The following is a 13,542-nucleotide window of genomic DNA, read 5'->3' as shown; positions in this document are numbered from 1 at the left end:
GACGGAGTAGCGCATGCGGTACCTGATCGTCCGAACCGAGGTTCGACCGTTCGCCCCCGAGGATGTGGTGGCGTCGGTTCATGACGAGCTGCCCCTGCGCGACGAGACCATCAGCCCGGAGCAGCGCCGCCAGGTCGCGGAGGCGGACACCCTCGACGCCGCGCTGCACCTGGCACGGGCGCTCGCGTCGGTGGGCGCGGTCAGGTCGGGGCGCCAGCGGGTGAAGGTCGTCCGCCTCGACGCGCCGAAGTGGCCCAGCTGAGCTGCTGGCGCCCGCCCGACCATTCGCCTACCCCCCGCGGGCACTTCGATTTTTAATCGACGCTGGCCTATCTAGAGGACGGTTGTCGAAGATTCGTCCCCTAGATAGGCCAGCGTCGATGGAAGACGGGTGTGGACCCGGCGCGCCGAGGGCGCGAGAGCTGGTCAGGCCGGTTCAGCCGCGGTCGCGAGGGTGGCGAGGCGGTCCTTGACCTGGATGATGCTCGGGTTGGTCAGGGCGGAGCCGTCGCTGAACTTGACCGTCGGGACCGTCTGGTTGCCGCCGTTGACGCTCATCACGAACTCGGCCGCGTTCGGGTCCTGCTCGATGTCGATCACCGTGTAGGTGATGCCCTCGCGGTCGAGCTGGGTGCGCAGGCGGTGGCAGTAGCCGCACCAGGTGGTCGAGTACATGGTCAGCATGGTCATCCTCAAGTGGGGGGATGGGAGCGCCGTGCGGTCGCTCCATGGGGACTCGGACTCTAACCGCAGCAACATCGAGTGGACCTGGGATGATTCCAGGTGTGACCAACGACCGAGCCACCGACGCCGCCCAGGTCAGGGCAAAGCGGGTGCTGGCCGGTCTGGACGACGAGCAGCGGGCCGCGGTGGTCGCCCCGGCTGGTCCAGTGTGCATTCTGGCTGGTGCGGGCACCGGTAAGACGCGCGCGATCACGCATCGGATCGCGTACCGGGTGGTGACCGAGCAGATCCAGGCGCGACATGTGTTGGCCGTCACATTTACCGCCCGCGCGGCGGCGCAGCTGCGGGAACGGCTGGCGGCGCTGGACGCCCGGGGGGTGCAGGCGCGCACGTTCCACGCCGCGGCGCTGCGGCAGCTCCGGTTCTTCGCGCCACGGCTGCTGCGCGGTCGGGAGATGCCGCAGCTGGTGGAGAGCAAGGCGCGGCTGGTCACGCTGGCGGCGGCCCGTGCGGGGGTACGCGCGGACCGGGTGGCCGCCCGCGACCTGTCCGGTGAGATCGAGTGGGCGAAGTCGTCCCTGGTGGAACCGGGGGAGTACGCGGTCGAGGCGGCCAAGGCCGGGCGCGAGGTGCCGTTGGACGCCACCCAGGTCGAGGCGGTCTTCAAGGCGTACGAGCAGGTCAAGCGCCACCAAGGCGTGATCGACTTCGAGGACCTGCTGCGCGCGATGTGCTGGGGCATCGAGGAGCACTCCGACGTCGCCGAGCAGGTGCGCTCGCAGTACCGCCACTTCGTCGTCGACGAGTACCAGGACGTGAACCCGCTGCAGCAGCGGCTGCTGGAGGCGTGGCTGGGCGGCCGCCGGGACCTGACCGTGGTCGGCGACGCCGCCCAGACGATCTACTCGTTCACCGGCGCGACCTCGTCGTATCTGGTGGACTTCGCGCGTACCCACCGCGACGCGACGGTGGTCCGGCTGGTGCGCGACTACCGGTCCACGCCGCAGGTGGTCGGCCTGGCCAACGCGGTGATCCGGCAGGCCAAGGGCAGCGAGGCGCGACTGCGGCTGGACCTGATCGGGCAGCGTCCGCCCGGCCCGCAGCCGGATCTGCGCACCTTCCCCGACGAGGCGAACGAGGCGATCGCGGTGGCGCGCCGGTGCGCCGAGCTGATCGCGGCGGGCACGCCCGCGGCCGAGATAGCGGTGCTGTTCCGCGCCAACGCCCAGTCGGAGACGTACGAGGAGGCGCTGGCCGAGCACGGCGTGCCGTACGTGCTGCGTGGTGGCGAGCGCTTCTTCGAGCGCCCCGAGATCCGCCAGGCGATGGTGGCGCTGCGCGGGGCGACCCGCTCCGAGGACGACGGTGACCTGGTCGGCACGGTCGGTGCGGTGCTGACCGGGCTGGGCTGGCAGCCGGACCGCCCGCCCGGCGGCGGCGCGGCCCGCGAGCGCTGGGAGTCGCTGGCCGCGCTGGTGCGCCTGGCGACCGAGTTCCGCCCCGAGCCTGGCGCCGCGGACGGCCTGGTCGGCTTCACCGAGGAGCTGGCACGCCGGGAGCACGCGCAGCACGCGCCGACGGTCGACGGGGTGACGCTGGCCAGCCTGCACGCCGCCAAGGGCCTGGAATGGGACGCGGTGTTCCTGGTCGGCCTGGTCGAGGGGACCCTGCCCACCGGGTACGCGCGCACGCCGGAGGCGCTCGAGGAGGAGCGGCGCCTGCTGTACGTCGGGATCACCCGGGCGCGGCAGTGGCTGTGGCTGAGCTACGGCGAGGCCCGCTCGCCGGGCGGCCGGGCCCGCCGGGCCTGCCGATTCCTGCCCGGACCGGTCGACAGCGGGTCGGTGCCGTCGGCGCGGCGGGCGGCGGCCGCGCCGGGCGGACCGGTCGAGCGCCGGGTCCGCACCGTGATCGTGAGCTGCCGGGTGTGTGGGGCGACGCTGCTGACCGGCCCGGAGCGCAAGCTGGGTCGCTGCATGACCTGCCCGTCGACGCTGGACGAGGCGCTGCTGGAGCGGCTGCGCGACTGGCGCGGCCGGGTCGCGGCGGTGGCGCGGGTGCCCGCCTACGTGGTGTTCACGGATGCGACGCTGACCGCACTGGCCGAGCGTCGTCCATCTGACAGATCAGGTCTGGTGGAGATCGCCGGTATCGGCCCGCGCAAGTTGGAGCTGTACGGGGACGCTGTGCTGGCGCTGCTCAAGGGTGCGGCGGTGGCGGATTTGGCGCCTGATCAACCCGATTCAGAAGATCTTTAAAAAGATTTGGCAACAGAGCCGTAAAACCGTTTGCGCGCTCCCGCCCCGGAGGCATAGCCTTCGGTCACACCTCAAAGAGCGCACATCTGTGCTGCTCCGAGATGGTGATTCACGTTCTGTAAGCGACTAGGGCACGTTCGGAGAGGAGGCGAGTTCCATGGAGATGACCACCACGTTCACCCTGTCGGCGCTTGTCCCTGCCTGCGCGCCGACGGCCGCGTTGCCCGTGAACCGCACCCTGCCCGTGGACCGTGCCCTGGTGGCCTCAGTCCCGGCAGTCGCCAGCCCGCTGGCGGCCCAGCTGATCGCTCAGCGACAGCTGCACTGGACCCCGCAGAGCCCGATCCTGGCCACCGCTCCGGCGGGTGCCCTGGTCCCGATGAGCACCACCAGCAGCAACAGCACCACCAAGGGTTACCGGAAGAACGAGTCCGAGGGCATCAAGCTCGATGGATTCGGCGGCGTTCCACCTCGAGGTATACCGGTCTAGCAGACCAACCGGCTCACCTCGAGGCCGCGGAACCCGTACACCGGGATCCGCGGCCTTAGTTATTTCCGGTCTGTCGACCGGGCCCCCGATTGCAGCCACCCCAACTGCAACGAAGGAAAGGTGACCGAAAGATGAGTCTGGCGTTGGCCCCAGCCCTCGACTTCAGCGTCGAGCTGGGTGCAGAGCTGCCCTGCCGCAAGTTCGACCCGGACCTGTGGTTCTCCGACGCTCCCGCGGAGCTCGAGCTCGCCAAGTCGATGTGTGGCGAGTGCCCGCTCAAGGTCGAGTGCCTCGCTGGGGCGCTCGAGCGCGAGGAGCCGTGGGGCGTATGGGGCGGTGAGATCTTCGAGCGTGGTGCCGTCGTGGCGCGCAAGCGTCCGCGTGGCCGTCCGCGCAAGGACGACCTCGCTCGCGAGGCGGCCCTCGTGGCCGAGACCGAGGCGCGGGTAGCCGCGACGGTCACCGCTCGCGAGTCGGTCCGTCTGGCCGCCTGAGCTCTGCAAACATCCAAACCAGCCGCCTGCCGGCTAGCAAGTTCCCGAATAGGACGAAGAAATGAACGAGAGAAGCGGAATCAGCGACATGTATATGATCCACGAAATCATGAGCCGGGCTCGAATGCCGAAGCCTCAGACCATCCCCTCTGAGGCTTCCCGCTCCGCCCGCCAGGTCATCATCTCCGCCCGTCGACGTGCCCGAGAGCAGTCGATGCGCTGATAGCGACAACCTGATGAGCACACATCATCGGATGCCCGCCGCCTCCCCAGCGGCGGGCATCCTGCTTGGTACGACCGCCGCTCAGTCCTCGGGTTCGGCGAAGCCGGGCAGCCAGCGCTCCAGGATGGCGCGGTAACCGGCCTTGGCCTCCAGCTGGCACAGCACGCCGATCGACCCCAGCGTCACCCGGTGGATCATCAGGTACGACGGCGGCAGGTTGAGCTGCCGCCCCAGCTGGTACGCGGCGCTGCGCGGGCTGGCCAGCCGGGCCGCCTCGTCGCGCAGCCACTGCCGGGTGAAGCGGAACTCCTCGACGGCCAGCGGTTCGAGCATGGGCCGGACGAAGTCCAGCACCGCCTGCGCATCCACCTGTGTGTCGGGCCGCACGAAACCCTCGCTCCGCAGCCCGTCCAGCACGGCGTCGGCCTGCCCGGCCAGCGCGAGCCGGGTGATCCGGCCCACCGGCTCCGGCAGGCCCTGCGGCAGCCGCGCGACCGCGCCGAAGTCGATCACGGCCAGCCGTCCGTCGGGCAGCAGCCGGTAGTTGCCCGGGTGCGGGTCGGCGTGCAGCAGCCCGGCGCGCGCCGGGGCGGAGAAGTGCAGCGTCGCCATCAGCGCCCCGGCCCGGTCGCGCTGGGCCACGGTGCCGCTGCCGATGATCTTCGACAGTGGCATGCCCTCGACCCACTCGGTCACGATGACCTGCGGCGCGGCGGTCAGCACCTGGGGCACCAGGATCTCCTCGTCCCCGGCGTACGCCTCGTGGAACGCCCGCTGGCTGGCCGCCTCCAGCTCGTAGTCGAGCTCCTCCACCACCCGCGCCCGCAGCTCGGTGACCAGTGGCTTGACGTCCAGTCCGGGCTGGATCACCTTGAACAATCCAGCCAGCCGGGACAGCTGGGTCAGGTCGGCGATCAGCGCGTCACCGGCACCCGGGTACTGCACCTTCACCGCGACCTGGATGCCGGTGCGCTTGCGCGGCACCTTCCACTCGGCCTTGTGCACCTGGCCGATGCTGGCCGCGGCGGCGGGAGAGTCGTCGAACTCGCGGAACATGGTGCGCCAGTCCGGCCCCAGCTGCTCGGCGAGCACCCGGTGCACCGTCGCGGCGGGCAGCGGCGGCGCCGCCTCCTGCAGCTTCACCAGCGCTTCGCGGTACGGCTCGGCCAGTGCGTCCGGCAGCGCCGCCTCGAACACGCTCAGGGCCTGGCCAAGCTTCATCGCGCCGCCCTTGAGCTGCCCGAGGACGCTGAACAGCTGCTCGGCGGTGCGCTCCTGGATCTCGGCGCTGATCACGTCGGTGGCGAGCCCCGTCATCCGCTTGCCGAAGCCCAGGACGGTCCGCCCGGCGAAGCCGAGCGGCAGGGACGCGAGTTTGGCGGTCCGGGAGACGGCTCGGCGCGGGATGTCGGTCACCGTGCCATTGTCGCCGACCTCGGCGGGAATGCGTCATGCCGCAGTGAAGAGTTCGTGAAGGCCACCGGCTGCCCAGGGTCACCGGCGACGCCGAGTGCAGTCGCAGGCCGGGTGGGGCGACCATGATCGTCGGCGCCACGGCGCGACCCCATTGATCTCCACGGTGGTGCCGATCGTGGTCGGCTCGGCGCCATCCAGGTAGGCCAGGATCTCGGCAGCGGCGAAACCGGCCGCGGTGACCCGGGTGGCCGCCGCGCACGGGTCGCGCTCCGGCGCGGCCTGTGCCAGCTGCGCCACCAGGTCCGGCCAGCACGGGTCGCGGTCGGCCCGGTGCAGGTCGAGGCAGCGCAGGCAGGGGCCGCCGGTGGTGGGCACCAGCGGGCCCACCACGGCGGTGCCGTCGCGTACGCACAGGGCCAGGTGCGGCACGCGCCGCCGGGTGCCGCGCCCGCTCACGGCCGGACCGACCTGCACCCGGAAGGTGGCGTCGGTGGCGCGCAGGGTGTGCCGGGCGGAGCCGGAGACTCGGGCGGCGGCGCCGGGGCTGCGCACCCAGGCGACCGTGCCGACCCCGGCCGCCTGCAGCGTCTCGCCCAGCAGGTCGGCCAGTGGTCCGTTCCCGGCGACCACGATCCGGGCCTCGGCGCGGCGGCGCAGCGTCCGGGCCGGGCGCGCGCCGGGCTGTCCGGCGTGGCGCAACGCCAGCGCGGTCGCCTCGTCACGCAACTGGTCGCGTCGGGCTGTGGGCAGGGCCGCGGGCAGCAGCGCGTCGGCCGGGACGACCAGGCCCGCCCCGGTCAGCGCCGCCAGCACCTGGTGCACCTGTGCCGCCGCCATGCCGATACGGCCCATTTCGGCCAGTACGGCCCGTTCGGTATGCGAGCCGTCGAGCAGGTCGAACAGCCGGGCCGCGGCGGGGTGCGGCAGCTCCAGCACCACGGCCTGGCCGGGGTCGGTGCCCAACTGCACGGTGTGCCGGTTGCGCCAGAGCAGGCGCAGTCCGGGTAGCAGGGTCGGGCGCGGCATGGGGTGACGTTCCACGGGGCGAGCGTGCCGCGACGAACCGGCTACCCACACGTTATCCACAGGCTGTCCCCGTTGATCAAGGCGTTTTCCACAGCCTTCACCGTGGTTATCCACAGATCTTGGGGAGAAATGTCGGGAGTACGACAGAAGGCCCGCGTAACTCCGCGGGCCTCCTGCACTGCGCGTAACACGGACTTGTGGTTCAGGCCTTGCCGAGAATGCGGTTCACCGTGGTGCCGCAGACGGGGCAGGGACCCTTGGCCATCCGCATGCCGGTCTTGGAGATCTCCACCTTTCCGGTGAAGTCACGCTTCTCCTTGCACTTAACGCAGTAGCCGTTGTACTTCTCCTCGGCCACGATTCCTCCTCATGATCGACGTGACGGGCGCCGGTAGGGAGTTGATGACCGGCCGCCGTTGCGGCGGACGGCCGAGATGAGCCACTGGCGAATCGCCTGGCGCCACCGCCGGGGCGCCCGTGCTGTGACGGTGGAAGTCTGCCTGTCCGGATCGATCTGACTAGTCAGGTTACGCGAGACACGCCGGAGTCATCACGCTTGTCGAAGATGAGGCATTCTCGGGAAGTCGCCTGCGTATCGAGCAATGTCCCTTATGGCGACCTAGGCGATCATGCTCGGTCACAAGAATTTTCTTGGCCGAAGGTTACGTATCCTGGCAAATCTGGCGATGATCACAAGATTGACCCTTGCGGAACCCTGGGAGGCGGCCGCTAGCGTCCATGCCGTGAGCAACACCCCCCTGGTTACCCCCGTAAACCACCTGGCCTGTGCCGGTCGCTGATGGCCGCCGCACGCAAGCCCGTGGTCGAGGTCCGGCGCAGTGAGCGTCGGCGTCGGACGGTGTCCGCCTACCGGGAGGGCGAGCGGGTGGTGGTGCTCATTCCGAGCCAGTTCTCCCGTGCCGAGGAGAGCGAGTGGGTCAACAAGATGCTCGCTCGGCTGGCCGCGCGAGACCTGCGCAGCCAGCGTAGCGATGCCGACCTCGAGCTGCGCGCGCGGCAGCTCGCCGGACGCTACCTGACCGAGTTCGGCGCGATCGCGGTGCCCGCCAGCGTCCGCTGGGTGACCAACCAGAACGGACGCTGGGGCTCCTGCACCCCTGCCGACCGCACCATCCGCCTGTCGGAGCGGGTGCGTGAGATGCCGGGCTGGGTGGGCGACTACGTGCTGCTGCACGAGCTGGTGCACCTGATCGTGCCCAGCCACAACGCCCGCTTCTGGGAACTGGTCAGCCGCTACCCGCGCACCGAGCGCGCCCGCGGCTATCTCGAAGGCATCGCCGCCGCGGGCCACTGACCCGCCCGCGTCCCACTCGCCGCACCCGCCAACGCCCCGCCCGCACGCTCGCCACCGGCTGGCTGTTCGCCGCCCGGACAGGTTCGGGCGCGGGCCGTCAAGAAGGGCACCTGCTACGTCGCAAAGCGATAAGAAGGTGCCCTTCTTTCGTCCTGGGGCTAGGGCTGGGTGGGGCCGTCGGGGTCGTCGGTGGGGCCGGGTTCTGGGTTCGGGGCGAGATTGTCGAGGGCGCTGATGTCCCACTCCGTCTCGGCGTGCGTGGCGTACGCGACCGGGTCGGCGAAGGCCTCCTCGTCGGGCAGCAGGTCCGGGTGGGCCCACAGTGCGTCGCGACCGTCCACGCCACGGTGCTCGGTCAGCGCCGCCCACAGGGCCGCCGCCTCGCGCAGGCGGCGCGGGCGCAGCTCCAGCCCGACCAGCGCGGCGAACGTCTGCTCGGCGGGCCCGCCTGCGGCGCGTCGGCGCCGGAACGTCTCGGACAGCCGCACCACGTTGGGCAGGCGACCGGCGGCCGCCGCCTCGACGGTGTGGCAGACCCAGCCCTCGACCAGCGCCAGCGTGGTCTCCAGCCGGTTGAGCGCGATTCGCTGCTGGTCGCTGTCCTCGGGCGTGAAGATGCCCTCCAGTCGCAGCTCGCTCATCGACTCCGGGTCGGTCGGGTCGATGCGGCCCAGGGCCTCCTCGATCGCCTCCCGATCGACCTTGATGCCGTTGGCGTACGCCTCGACCGCGCTGAGCACGTGTCCGCGCAGCCACGGGACGTGGCCGAACAGCCGCTGGTGGGCGGCCTCGCGCAGGGCGACGAACAGCCGCAGCTCACTGGGGTCGAGTTCCAGGCCCTCGCCGTACGCCCGGATGTTGGCCGGGACCAGCGCGGCGGTGCCGCCGGGGCCCAGCGGCAGGCCGATGTCGCCCGCCGAGAGCACCTCGGTGGCGAGCTTGGCCAGCGCCTGCCCGAACTGGCCGCCGAACAGCGCGCCCCCCAGGCCGCTGATCATCGCGGCCATCGGGCCGAGTTGGGCCCGGCGCTCCGGCGGGACCAGGTCGCCCATGGCGGCGACCATGCGCCCCGCCACCGGGTCGGCCAGCTTGCGCCACACGTCGAGCGTGTTGAAGATCCACTCGTTGCGGTTCCAGGCGGCGGTGCTGACCAGGCCGCTGGGCAGCGAGGTGGCCGGTTCCAGCCACAGGTCGGCCAGTCGCAGCGCCTCCCCGACCTCGGCGCGGTCGGCGGCGGAGACCGCCGGGTCGCCTTCGGCGTTCAGCGTAGTGGTGGCGACCTGCCGGGCGAGGTCCCAGTTCACCGGGCCGCCGCCGGGCTGGCTCATCGCCATGAGCTGCTGCAGACCCGCCAGGAACTGCTGCATCTGCTGCGGGTCGTTGGGATCTGGTGGTTGGCCGCCGGGGAAGGCGAACCCGAATGGGGTGTCGGACACGCTCTCCACCGTACGCGAAGTTGAGCCGAAGTGACTCATACCCCGGGCTGATCGGGGACAATTCAGGGTCGGCCGCTCTTGGAGCCGGTTCCTCGGTCGCGGCGGCTACGCTGGCCCGCATGAAACGTCGCGGTGTGACCGTACTGGCGGGCTTCGTGCTCGCGGTGCTGCTGGTGGCCGGTATCAGTCTGGCTCGGGTGCCCTACGTGGTGATGAGCGCCGGTCCCACCGTGAACACGCTGACGGCCGTGGACGGCCGCGGTGACGAGTGTGTCGTCGGCGCCAAGGGCTGCCAGGAGGTGATCCAGATCGCCAAGACCCCGACGTCGAACTCCGACGGGGAGCTGCGGCTGGTCACCGTGAACGTGCAGTCCACCACGGGCCTGCTCGACGTGATCAAGGGCTGGTTCTCCGATGAGCAGGCCGTCGTGCCGTACGAGTTCATCTACCCGCCGGACCGCACCAAGGACCAGGTCGAGCAGCAGAACCAGGAAGACTTCAAGGAGTCGCAGACCAGCGCGGAGACCGCCGCGCTGCGCAAGCTGGGCTACCCGGTGCGGGTGAGCGTCGGTGAGGTCACCGCGGGCGGCGCCGCGGACGGCAAATTGAAGAAGGACGACGTGATCGAGTCCGTCGACGGCACCAAGGTCGAGTCGCCGACGCAGCTGGTCGAGCTGATCAAGGCGAAGCCCGCCGGCACGCCGCTGAAGTTCGAGGTCACCCGGGACGGCAAGCCGGAGACGGTCGAGGTGACCACCAAACCCGCCTCGGACACCGATAAGACCCCGCGCATCAACATCGAGGTCGCCACGGTGCAGCCGCACCCGTTCGACCTGAGCATCAAGCTCGACGACATCGGCGGTCCCAGCGCGGGCCTGATGTTCGCGCTGGGCATCATGGACAAGCTGACCCCGGAGGACCTCACCGGCGGCAAAATCATCGCCGGTACGGGCACCATCGACGACGAGGGCAACGTCGGCCCGATCGGCGGCATCCCGCAGAAGCTGTACGGCGCCAAGGCCGCCGATGCCGTGGCCTTCCTGACCCCGGCCGACAACTGTGCCGAGGCGAAGGCCAACGCCCTGCCCGGCCTGCCGCTGATCAAGGTGGCGACCCTGGACGACGCGCTGACCGCCCTGGCCACGCTGCGGGCGGGTGGGCAACCGCCGACCTGCTGACAGCGTCGGCACTGCGACGCAGCTCACGTGGTTCTTGCGCGGCCACGTAGGCTTCCTACGTGGTGACCCGATCAAGTCAACTGCCGCACATGAGCCGTCGCGGTCGCGCCTGGCTCATCGTGCTGACCGGCCTGCTGGTGTTCTTCGCCCTGATCGGATGGGTGGTGGACACCTGGACCGAATGGCTGTGGTTCGACGAACTCGGCGCGACCAGGGTGTTCACCGGGCAGCTCGGCACGCGGCTCGGCCTGTTCGCGGTGTTCGGCCTGATCATCGGCGCGTTCCTGTTCGGCAACCTGTACCTGGCGTACAAGCTGCGGCCGTTCCTGCCCCCGACCGGGGTGGAGCAGCAGACGCTGGAGCGCTACCGGTACCTGCTCGGGCCGCACCTGAACCGCTGGTTCGCGCTGCTGTCGGGCGTGATCGCGTTCTTCGCCGGCCTGGCCGCGCAGGGCCACTGGCAGCAGTGGCTGCTGTTCGAGAACGCGGTGCCGTTCGGGCAGAAGGATCCGCAGTTCGGCACCGACATCGGGTTCTACGTCTTCAAGCTGCCGTTCTGGCAGTACCTGCTGAACACCGGCTTCACGGTGACGGTGCTGGCGCTGCTCGGCGCGATGGGCGTGCACTACCTCTACGGCGGGGTGCGGCTGGCCGGGCCGGGCGACCGGATGACCACCGGCGCGCGCGCCCACCTGACCAGCCTGGTCGCGCTGTTCGTGATCCTCAAGGCGATCGCGTACGTGCTGGACCGCCGGGCGCTGCTGCTGGACACCATCACCGGCACGGGCCTGACCGGTGCCGGGTACACCGACGTGCACGCGCTGCTGCCCGCCAAGGAGATGCTGACCTACATCTCCGTGATCGTGGCGATCGCGATCCTGATCTTCTCGAACGCCTGGCTACGCAACCTGACCTGGCCGGGTGTGGCGCTGGGCCTGCTGGCCATCTCGGCGGTGGCGATCGGCGGCATCTACCCGTGGGGCGTGCAGACGTTCCAGGTCGACCCGAGCCGCAACAGCCGGGAGGCGCCGTACATCGAGCGGGCCATCGCCTCGACCAGGAGCGCGTACGGGCTGGACGCGGCGGTGAGCACGCCGTACTCGTCGGAGACGCTGGTGCCCCCGGCGTCGCTGGCGCAGGACAAGACGATCGTGCCGAACATCCGCCTGCTCGACCCGGCCGTGGTGCCCGAGACGTACACCCAGTTCTCGCAGGTGCGCAGCTTCTACCAGTTCGGCGACAAGCTCGACATCGACCGGTACACCGTCGACGGCAAGCTCGCCGACTACGTGGTCGGCGTACGCGAAATCGAGTACAGCAAGCTGTCGGCGGCCCAGAACAACTGGATCAACCGGCACACCGTCTTCACCCACGGCTACGGCCTGGTGGCGGCCCCGGCCAACACCACGGTCTGCAACGGTCAGCCGTTCTTCGTGTCCGGGTTCTTCACCGGGCAGTCGAAGCAGTCCAGCGAGCAGGGCTGCTCCTCGCCCACCGACAAGCTGCCGGTCGAGCAGCCGCGCATCTACTACGGCGAGCGGATGAGCGACTACGCGGTGGTGGGCAGCTCCGACGGCGCGGCCGCCGCAGAGTACGACCGCCCGACCGGTGACACCAGCGACGCCCGCTATACCTACACCGGCAAGGGCGGCGTCGACATCGGCTCGACCTGGCGGCGGCTGCTCTACTCGATCAAGTACGCGGAGTCGAAGTTCCTGCTGGCCGACGCGGTCAACGGCAACTCGAAGATCCTCTACGAGCGCGACCCGCGCGACCGGGTGCAGAAGGTGGCGCCGTTCCTGACGCTGGACGGCGACCCGTACCCGGCGGCGGTGAACGGGCGCATCGTGTGGATCGTCGACGGCTACACCACCAGCGCGAACTTCCCGTACTCGCAGCGCATCGACCTGCAGGACGCCACCAGCGACTCGCTGACCGGCGACGGCACGTTCCGGCTGGCCAAGCAGGAGATCAACTACATCCGCAACTCGGTCAAGGCCACCGTCGACGCCTACGACGGCACGGTCACCCTGTACGAGTTCGACGACAAGGACCCCGTCCTCAAGGCGTGGAACAAGGCGTTCGGCGGCAAGCTGATCACGAGGAAGGACCAGATCCCGGCGGAGCTCGCCGAGCACTTCCGCTACCCGGCGGACATGTTCAAGGTGCAGCGCGACCTGCTCACCCGGTTCCACGTGAACAACGCCAACGACTTCTTCAACGCGCCCGACTTCTGGGCGGTGCCCAACGACCCGGCCGGGCACGGCGACGCCAAGCAGCCGCCGTACTACCTGCTCACGCAGCTGCCGGGCCAGACCGAGGCCCGCTTCCAGCTCACCTCGGCGGTGACCCCGCAGGCGCGGCAGAACCTCGCCGCGCTGATCTCCGGGTCGTACGTCGACGGCAAGCCGGTGCTGGAGGTGCTGGAGCTGAACAAGGACAACCGCATCCCCGGTCCGGGCCAGGCCCAGCAGCAGATGGAGAACGACGGCACGGTGCGCAACCAGCTCAACATCTGGGGCCCCAACGTGGTCAAGGGCAACCTGCTCTCCCTGCCGTACGGCGGCGGCATGCTCTACGTCGAGCCGATCTACCTGCGCTCCAGCGGCGAGAAGACGTATCCGCTGCTGGAGAAGGTGCTGCTGAGTTACGGCGACAAGGTGGCGTTCGCGGACACGATCGCCGACGGCATCAAGCAGCTCGTGGGCACCAGCACCGGCACCCCGCCCGTGGTCACGCCCGAGCAGCCACAGCCGCCCACGACAGCCACCCCGCTGGCCGCCGCGGCGGCGAAGGTCGACAAGGCCATCGACGACCTGCGGGCAGCACAGCAGAAGGGCGACTTCGAGGCGTACGGCAAGGCGCTGGCCGCCCTCGACGCGGCGATCAAGGAGTTCGAGACGGCCAACGCCGCCGCGAACCCCACCGGCACCACGCCGACGCCCACGCCCAGCCCCACGCCCACGACCGGCTGAGCTGCGCGTACGGGGTGATCGGGGACATATGTCCCGGATCACCCCGG

At 70.2% G+C, this 13,542-nt stretch carries 12 protein-coding genes; 7 read left to right on the top strand and 5 right to left on the bottom strand.

What is annotated here, in order from left to right:
* The first annotated feature begins 13 nt into the window (after positions 1-13).
* Entirely contained in the window at positions 14-262 is a 249-nt protein-coding gene (locus KUA19_RS02630) for a hypothetical protein (protein ID WP_217394412.1), read from the top strand.
* Positions 263-426: 164 nt separating this feature from the next.
* Here KUA19_RS02630 and KUA19_RS02625 read toward each other — a convergent pair whose 3' ends face one another.
* Positions 427-684, bottom strand: a complete 258-nt coding sequence (locus KUA19_RS02625) for a mycoredoxin (protein WP_217394411.1) — start codon at positions 682-684, stop codon at positions 427-429.
* Between the two features lie 101 nt (positions 685-785).
* Here KUA19_RS02625 and KUA19_RS02620 point away from each other — a divergent pair, with 101 nt between their 5' ends.
* From KUA19_RS02620 to KUA19_RS02610, 3 genes are all read left to right on the top strand, one after another.
* A complete protein-coding gene (locus tag KUA19_RS02620) occupies positions 786-2,942 on the top strand; it encodes an ATP-dependent DNA helicase UvrD2 (protein ID WP_308167286.1) in 2,157 nt (718 codons plus the stop codon).
* A 157-nt stretch (positions 2,943-3,099) separates the two neighbouring features.
* Positions 3,100-3,432 (top strand): hypothetical protein, encoded by a 333-nt coding sequence (locus KUA19_RS02615; RefSeq protein WP_217394409.1) that lies wholly within the window; start codon positions 3,100-3,102, stop codon positions 3,430-3,432.
* A gap of 131 nt (positions 3,433-3,563) precedes the next feature.
* A complete protein-coding gene (locus KUA19_RS02610) occupies positions 3,564-3,926 on the top strand; it encodes a WhiB family transcriptional regulator (protein ID WP_217394408.1) in 363 nt (120 codons plus the stop codon).
* 304 nt (positions 3,927-4,230) lie between these two features.
* Here KUA19_RS02610 and KUA19_RS02605 read toward each other — a convergent pair whose 3' ends face one another.
* The 3 genes from KUA19_RS02605 to KUA19_RS02595 all read right to left on the bottom strand — a co-directional run bounded on the left by KUA19_RS02605 (position 4,231) and on the right by KUA19_RS02595 (position 6,949).
* Entirely contained in the window at positions 4,231-5,565 is a 1,335-nt protein-coding gene (locus KUA19_RS02605; protein WP_217394407.1) for an ABC1 kinase family protein, read from the bottom strand.
* Between the two features lie 78 nt (positions 5,566-5,643).
* Positions 5,644-6,606, bottom strand: coding sequence for a hypothetical protein (locus tag KUA19_RS02600; protein ID WP_308167285.1), 963 nt, complete (start codon positions 6,604-6,606; stop codon positions 5,644-5,646).
* 187 nt (positions 6,607-6,793) lie between these two features.
* Positions 6,794-6,949, bottom strand: a complete 156-nt coding sequence (locus KUA19_RS02595; RefSeq protein WP_166381884.1) for a DUF5679 domain-containing protein — start codon at positions 6,947-6,949, stop codon at positions 6,794-6,796.
* A gap of 441 nt (positions 6,950-7,390) precedes the next feature.
* Between KUA19_RS02595 and KUA19_RS02590 the strand changes: the two genes are divergently transcribed.
* Positions 7,391-7,906 carry a M48 metallopeptidase family protein gene (locus KUA19_RS02590; RefSeq protein WP_217394406.1) on the top strand — a complete coding sequence of 172 codons (516 nt, stop codon included), beginning with the start codon at positions 7,391-7,393 and terminating at the stop codon, positions 7,904-7,906.
* 158 nt (positions 7,907-8,064) lie between these two features.
* Here the strand turns inward: KUA19_RS02590 and KUA19_RS02585 are convergent, their stop codons facing one another.
* The gene (locus KUA19_RS02585; protein ID WP_504739738.1) at positions 8,065-9,273 is read right to left on the bottom strand and encodes a zinc-dependent metalloprotease; all 1,209 of its coding nucleotides are present in this window, start codon (positions 9,271-9,273) and stop codon (positions 8,065-8,067) included.
* A gap of 188 nt (positions 9,274-9,461) precedes the next feature.
* Here KUA19_RS02585 and KUA19_RS02580 point away from each other — a divergent pair, with 188 nt between their 5' ends.
* The gene (locus tag KUA19_RS02580) at positions 9,462-10,520 is read left to right on the top strand and encodes a YlbL family protein (protein ID WP_217394404.1); all 1,059 of its coding nucleotides are present in this window, start codon (positions 9,462-9,464) and stop codon (positions 10,518-10,520) included.
* A gap of 89 nt (positions 10,521-10,609) precedes the next feature.
* Positions 10,610-13,495 carry a UPF0182 family membrane protein gene (locus KUA19_RS02575; RefSeq protein ID WP_217394402.1) on the top strand — a complete coding sequence of 962 codons (2,886 nt, stop codon included), beginning with the start codon at positions 10,610-10,612 and terminating at the stop codon, positions 13,493-13,495.
* Positions 13,496-13,542: the final 47 nt, after the last annotated feature.

This window comes from Catellatospora tritici, from assembly GCF_019083965.1.
GTDB lineage: Bacteria > Actinomycetota > Actinomycetes > Mycobacteriales > Micromonosporaceae > Catellatospora > Catellatospora tritici.
The sequence above is the reverse complement of the archived record's forward strand: the minus strand, read 5'-3'. Positions and strand labels throughout refer to the sequence as shown.

Bases quoted from the DNA above. Each gene is read 5' to 3' on its own strand.
- KUA19_RS02590 (WP_217394406.1), top strand. From the start codon at position 7,391: ATGGCCGCCGCACGCAAGCCCGTGGTCGAGGTCCGGCGCAGTGAGCGT.
- KUA19_RS02575 (WP_217394402.1), top strand. From the start codon at position 10,610: ATGAGCCGTCGCGGTCGCGCCTGGCTCATCGTGCTGACCGGCCTGCTG.
- KUA19_RS02580 (WP_217394404.1), top strand. From the start codon at position 9,462: ATGAAACGTCGCGGTGTGACCGTACTGGCGGGCTTCGTGCTCGCGGTG.
- KUA19_RS02625 (WP_217394411.1), bottom strand. From the start codon at position 684: ATGCTGACCATGTACTCGACCACCTGGTGCGGCTACTGCCACCGCCTG.
- KUA19_RS02615 (WP_217394409.1), top strand. From the start codon at position 3,100: ATGGAGATGACCACCACGTTCACCCTGTCGGCGCTTGTCCCTGCCTGC.
- KUA19_RS02585 (WP_504739738.1), bottom strand. From the start codon at position 9,273: ATGCAGCAGTTCCTGGCGGGTCTGCAGCAGCTCATGGCGATGAGCCAG.
- KUA19_RS02610 (WP_217394408.1), top strand. From the start codon at position 3,564: ATGAGTCTGGCGTTGGCCCCAGCCCTCGACTTCAGCGTCGAGCTGGGT.
- KUA19_RS02630 (WP_217394412.1), top strand. From the start codon at position 14: ATGCGGTACCTGATCGTCCGAACCGAGGTTCGACCGTTCGCCCCCGAG.